Source organism: Streptomyces sp. NRRL F-5630 (assembly GCF_000719475.1).
Lineage (GTDB): Bacteria > Actinomycetota > Actinomycetes > Streptomycetales > Streptomycetaceae > Streptomyces.
The window spans coordinates 1-6,043 of sequence record NZ_JOGO01000136.1 but is presented as its reverse complement, the minus strand read 5'-3'; the positions used below and the strand labels follow the sequence as shown (position 1 = coordinate 6,043).

Here is a 6,043-nt window from a genome sequence, read left to right as displayed (position 1 = left end):
GCGGGGCGGTGGGGTGGCGGGGGGGGGGGTGGGGGAGGGGGGAGGGGGCCCCGCCCCGGCGCTGGCACAATGCGGGGATTGTTCTAGTTGCACCGAAGGAGAATCGTATGACGACGCAGGTGAAGCTGACCACGAACCGTGGGGACATCGTGCTGGCGCTCGACGAGGAGAAGGCGCCGCAGACGGTGGCGAACTTCGTCCAGTACGTCAAGGACGGGCACTACGACGGGACGATCTTCCACCGGATCATCGACAACTTCATGGTCCAGGGCGGCGGTTTCGACACGAAGATGGTGCAGCGCCCGACGCGGGCCGCCGTGCAGAACGAGGCGGACAACGGGCTGACGAACGACACGTACACCGTGGCGATGGCCCGTACGAACGACCCGCACTCGGCGACGGCGCAGTTCTTCATCAACGTCGCGGACAACGACTTCCTCAACCACAGCGGCAAGCACGCGCAGGGCTGGGGATACGCGGTCTTCGGTGAGGTCGTCGAGGGGCGGGACGTGGTCGACAAGATCAGGGTGGTGCCGACCGGGATCAGGAACGGGATGCGGGACGTGCCGAAGGACGACGTGGTTATCGAGCGGGCGGAGCTCGTCGGCTGACGGCGGTCACCTCGCGCCGTCGGGCGTGGTGGTGGGCGGGTGGGCATAGGTGCCTGCCCGCCCCTCGTCGTTTCTGCCCGCACTACCTGCCTGGGCGCCTTCCGGGCTGCCGGGGGCGCCTCGCCGTTTGCGGGCGCCTCCGCTGCCGGGTGGCCTCCCGCGTCGGTCGGCGTTTTTCGCCGGCTGGCCTCCACCGCCGGGCGCCTTCCGCCGGCCACAGGGCGACCTCCGCCGCCGATGGCCTCCGGCCTCCACTACCGGGCGGCCTCCCGCGTCGGTCGGCGTTTTTGCCGGGTGGTCTCCGCCGCCGGGCGCCTTCCGCCGGCACAGGGCGACGTCCACCGCCGGGTGGCCTCCTCCGTCACCGGGCGCCCCCCGCCGTCGGACGGCCTCTGCCACCGTCGGGTGGCCTCCTCTGCCGGATGACCTCTCCTCCGCCGCATGGTCTCCCTCATCACCGGGCGACCTTCGCCACTGGCGGCCTCCGGCCTCCTCCGCCGAGTGGCCTCCACAGCCACCGACCTCCGCTGTTGGATGGCTTCCTCCTCCGCCGGGCGACCTCCTCTGCCGGGGGTCCTCCGCTGCCACCGGGTGGCCCTTCTCCACCACCACATGACCTCTCCTCCGCCGGGGTGGCTGCCGACGATCTCCTCCGCCGCATGGCCTCCCTCACCACCGGGTGACCTCCGCCGCCGACAGCCTGCTGCCTCCTCCGCCGAGGGGCCTCCACCGCCACCGACCTCCGCTGCTGGATGGCTTCCTCCTCCGCCGGGCGGCCTTCTCCGTCACCCGGGCGCCCTCGACCGCCGGACGGCCTCCCGCCGGGCGCCCCCCGTCGCCGCCGCCAACCCCCGCCGCCGCATGGCCCCTTCCGCCGCGCGGTCCTCCGCCGGAGCCGGGTGGCTCCCGCCGCCGGACGGTCCTCTGCCCCAACCTCCGTCGCCTCCGGGACCCTTCGGTGTTCCGTTCCCCGGCCGGGAGGCCGGCCGCGTCGGCATCGGCGGGGGTTTCGTACCGGCGGTAACAAGTCCGGTCCGACCCCTACCCATGAGTACGGGTCTGTTCTACGCTCCAACCGTGCCAGTGATTGCTGGCAGCATCGTCGGGAGAGTGCGGGAGGCGGCTCGATGGCGAAGACGAAGACAAGCAGCAGCACCCATGTGCGGGTGGCCGTGGTCGGTTCGGGGTTCGGAGGGCTCGGCGCTGCCGTGCGGCTGCGGCGCGAGGGGGTGACCGACTTCGTCGTTTTGGAGCGTTCGGGCTCCGTCGGCGGGACCTGGCGCGACAACACGTACCCGGGCTGCGCCTGCGACGTGCCCTCGCACCTGTACTCCTTCTCCTTCGCGCCCAACCCCGAGTGGCCGCGCACCTTTTCGGGTCAGCCGCACATCCGCGCCTACCTGGAACGCGTCGCCGACACCTTCGGCCTCCGCCCGCACCTGCGCTTCGACAGCGAGGTGCGGCGCATGCGCTGGGACGGCGAGCGGATGCGCTGGGAACTGGACACGGCCTCGGGCCCGTACACCGCCGATGTCGTCGTCTCGGCGACCGGCCCGCTCTCCGATCCGAAGATCCCGGACTTCCCGGGGCTCGACACGTTCCCCGGCAAGGTCTTCCACTCGGCGCGCTGGGACCACGACTACGACCTGCGCGGCAAGCGGGTCGCGGTGATCGGTACGGGCGCGTCCGCGATCCAGATCGTCCCCGCCATCCAGCCGGACGTCGAGCGGCTCACGCTCTTCCAGCGCACACCCCCCTGGGTCATGCCCCGGATGGACCGCCAGGTGAGCGGCCTGGAGCGGCGGCTGCACCGTGCGCTGCCCTTCACGACGGCCGCCCGCCGCGCGGCGCTGTGGGGCATCCGCGAGCTCCAGGTGCAGGCGTTCACGAAGCGGCCCGACGAACTCGGGCTCGTGGAACGCCTGGCGAAGGCGAACATGCACCGGGCCATCAAGGACCCGGCGTTGCGGGCGAAGCTGACGCCCTCGTACCGCATCGGGTGCAAGCGCATCCTGCTCTCCAGCGCCTACTACCCCGCCCTCGCGCGGCCGAATGTGGACCTCGTGGCCTCCGGGCTCAGCGAGATCCGGGGCAACACCCTGGTCGCCGCAGACGGTTCGACCGCCGAGGCCGACGCGATCGTCTTCGGCACGGGCTTCCATGTGACGGACATGCCGATCGCCGAGCGCGTCGTGGGCGCGGACGGGCACACGCTCGCCGAGAGCTGGAAGGACGGCATGGCCGCGCTGCGCGGCGCGACCGCGAGCGGCTTCCCGAACTTCATGACGGTCATCGGCCCCAACACCGGCCTCGGCAACTCCTCGATGATCCTCATGATCGAGGCCCAGCTGAACTACCTCGCCGACTACCTCCGCCAGCTCGACGTGCTCGGCCCCGGGACCGCGCTCGACCCGCGCCCCGCCTCGGTCGACGCCTGGAACGAGCGGGTCCAGACCCGTATGGAGCGCACGGTGTGGAACACCGGCGGGTGCACGAGCTGGTATCTCGACGCCTCGGGGCGCAACACGACCATCTGGCCCGGTACGACGGCCGAGTTCCGCGCCGCGACCCGGCGCGTGGACCTCCTGGAGTACGAGGTGCTGCGGCCCCCGCGCGCGGGCTCCGTGCCCGGCGCGGCAGCCACCACCCGTACGGCGAAGAACACGAAGGACGCGAAGGAGGTGGCGGCCGCATGAGCCCGCTGCTGAGCAACCCCGGCCACGCCGTGCGCGGTACGTACGTGCCGCCCACGCCCGTGAGCGAACCGCGCGTCGTCTCGGCGGACGGTTCGCCCGTGCACGTGGAGGTCTTCGGCCCCGAGGACGCCCCGGCCGTCGTGCTCGCGCACGGCTGGACGTGCTCGATCGCCTTCTGGGCCGCGCAGATACGCGCGCTCGCCCCCGATCACCGCGTCATCGCCTACGACCAGCGCGGCCACGGTCGCAGTCCCGCCCCGCCCGGCCCCCTCGGCTACAGCCCGAAGGCGCTCGCCGACGACCTCGAAGCGGTGCTGGAAGCGACGCTCGCCCCCGGCGAACCCGCCGTGCTCGCCGGGCACTCGATGGGCGGTATGACCTTCATGGCCGCCGCCGAGCGTCCCGCCTTCCGCGAGCACGCCGCCGCCGTGCTGCTCTGCTCCACCGGACCGGCCCGGCTCGTCGGCGAGGCGAGCGTCCTCCCCCTGCCGAAGAGCCCCCTCCGCAGGCGGCTCACCGGCGCGGTGCTCGGGGTGCGCGCGCCGCTCGGGCCCGTCACACCGCTCGGCAGGAAGGTGCTCAAGTACGGGGTGATGGGGCCGGGGGCGAGCCCTGAGCAGGTCGACGCCTGCGCGCGGATCGTGCACGCCTGCCCGAGCCCCGTGCGCTACGGCTGGTCGCGCGTCCTCGACGCCTTCGACGAGGAGGCGGGGCTGCGCGCGATCGAGGCGCCCACGGCCGTCGTCGTCGGTTCGGCCGACAAGCTCACGCCGCCCGTGCATGCCCGCCTCATGGACGAGTCGCTGCCGCACTCGCTCGGGCTCACGACCCTGCCGGGGCTGGGCCACATGACGCCGATGGAGGGCCCGGCGGCCGTGACGGGGCTGATACGCGACCTCGTGACGACGTACGTGGTGGCGACGTCCGGGGAGGCCAGGGAGGCGGCCCCGGCCGACGCCCCCGAGGCCGTCGGTGCCGCTGCCGGGTCCGGCGCCTCCGGTGCGGCAGGCACCGCGAAGCCCGCCGCCGAGTCCTCTGCCGCGCCCGCCGCCGAGTCGCCCGCCGAGTCCCGCGCCAACCGCGCCGCCAAGACCGCCAAGGAGTCCGCATGAGCCCCCAGCAGCCCGGCACCGGCCGCACTCTCACCTCGCGCTCCGAGCGCCGTCGCCGCCCCGGGCCCCTGGAGGGCCAGGTCGCCGTCGTCACCGGGGCCGCGCGCGGGGTCGGCGAGCTGCTCGCGCGCAAGCTCTCGGCGCACGGGGTTCGCGTCGCGCTCGTGGGGCTGGAGCCCGAGGCGCTCAAGGACCTCTCCACGCGGCTGTACGCGGACAGCGACCACTGGTACGCGGACGTGACCGACCAGGCCGCGATGACCCAGGTCGCCGCCGAGGTGAAGGAACGCTTCGGGAAGGTGGACATCGTCGTCGCCAACGCCGGGGTCGCGACCGGGGGGCCCTTCATGGACTCCGACCCCGACTCCTGGCGGCGCGTGATCGAGGTGAACCTCCTCGGCGCGGCGGCGACCGCGCGCGCCTTCCTGCCGCTGCTCGCCGAGAGCCGTGGCTACCTGCTCCAGATCGCCTCGCTCGCCGCCGTCACGCCGGCCCCGATGATGAGCGCGTACTGCGCGTCGAAGTCCGGGGTCGAGGCGTACGCGCACTGCCTGCGCGCCGAGGTCGGGCACCTCGGCGTGAAGGTCGGCGTGGCGTACCTGAGCTGGACCGACACCGACATGGTGCGCGGCGCGGACCAGGACGACGTCATGCGCGAACTGCGCTCCCGGCTCCCGTGGCCCGCCAACAAGACGTACCCGCTGAGCCCCGCCGTGGACCGCATCCTGCACGGCATCGAGCGGCGCTCGGCGCACGTGTACGGGCAGTGGTGGCTGCGGCACATGCAGTCGGTGCGGGGCGCGCTGCCGATGCTCATCGGGACGGTCGGGGCGCACGAGGTCGGCCGGTTCGGGGAGCGGCTCGCGCAGGTGCCGAAGGGCCTGGTGGGGGCGGGCGGGGCGGCCGACGAGCGGAGCAGGGGCGGCGTCTGATCGACATGCGGGGCCGGTCCGCCCGTGCCAGGCTGGGACGGGGCGTTCGTCAGGGGCGCCCCCTTCTCTCCCCCCACCCCTCTTGAGGAGTGAGAGCTACATGGGCATCAAGGACCAGTTCCAGGACAAGGCCGAGCAGCTCAAGCAGAAGGCGAAGGACGCCAAGGACCAGGCGTCCGAGAAGTCGTCCGACACCTCGGACCAGGCCCGCGAGACGGGCCAGGACAGGGCCGACGACCTGCGGGGGAAGATGGGCCACGACGACGACAGGTGACGCCGGTCCCGCGCGGTGCGCGTGAGCGCGAGAGCGCGCGGGCTCGGCGCGGTGGAGGGCGGCGGTGGGCCGGGACGGTCCGCCGCCGCCCTCGTGCGTGGGTTGGCTCGGGGGATGCGTGGGTGGGCGTAACGATCGTTCTGTCTCATCGCGCTTCACGCGTGTTGAGGGCGGCCGGGGACGGAGGCGGGGCTGGCAAGAACGAACGTTCTGTCCCGCCCGGCCGACGTCACGGGACCGGAGTGACAGCACGGGCGGAGACGGGCGGAGACCGGCCGGATGAGGCCCCGACGTGGGCCGCGGGCTCGGGGCCTTCTTGGTCAACTCGGTGCGCTGTGCCCCCCTCTGCTTGGCTCCGCCGCCTTGGCAGCGTGCCCCCCCCCCCCCCCCCCCCCCCCCCCCCCCCCCCCCCCCTTCC

Annotated in this window: 5 protein-coding genes; all 5 read left to right on the top strand. The window is 73.4% G+C overall.

What is annotated here, in order from left to right:
• The first annotated feature begins 107 nt into the window (after positions 1–107).
• The 5 genes from IF99_RS0129710 to IF99_RS34530 all read left to right on the top strand — a co-directional run bounded on the left by IF99_RS0129710 (position 108) and on the right by IF99_RS34530 (position 5,625).
• The gene (locus IF99_RS0129710; RefSeq protein WP_031001459.1) at positions 108–611 is read left to right on the top strand and encodes a peptidylprolyl isomerase; all 504 of its coding nucleotides are present in this window, start codon (positions 108–110) and stop codon (positions 609–611) included.
• 1,127 nt (positions 612–1,738) lie between these two features.
• Entirely contained in the window at positions 1,739–3,307 is a 1,569-nt protein-coding gene (locus IF99_RS0129705) for a flavin-containing monooxygenase (protein ID WP_031001457.1), read from the top strand.
• Positions 3,304–4,419, top strand: coding sequence for an alpha/beta fold hydrolase (locus IF99_RS0129700; protein WP_051703764.1), 1,116 nt, complete (start codon positions 3,304–3,306; stop codon positions 4,417–4,419). The genes IF99_RS0129705 and IF99_RS0129700 overlap by 4 nt, the downstream gene beginning before the upstream one ends.
• Positions 4,420–4,487: 68 nt before the next feature.
• Positions 4,488–5,351: an SDR family oxidoreductase gene (locus IF99_RS0129695; RefSeq protein ID WP_031001453.1), complete on the top strand. Its 864-nt coding sequence runs from the start codon at positions 4,488–4,490 to the stop codon at positions 5,349–5,351.
• Between the two features lie 100 nt (positions 5,352–5,451).
• Positions 5,452–5,625 carry a hypothetical protein gene (locus IF99_RS34530; RefSeq protein ID WP_199806587.1) on the top strand — a complete coding sequence of 58 codons (174 nt, stop codon included), beginning with the start codon at positions 5,452–5,454 and terminating at the stop codon, positions 5,623–5,625.
• Positions 5,626–6,043: the final 418 nt, after the last annotated feature.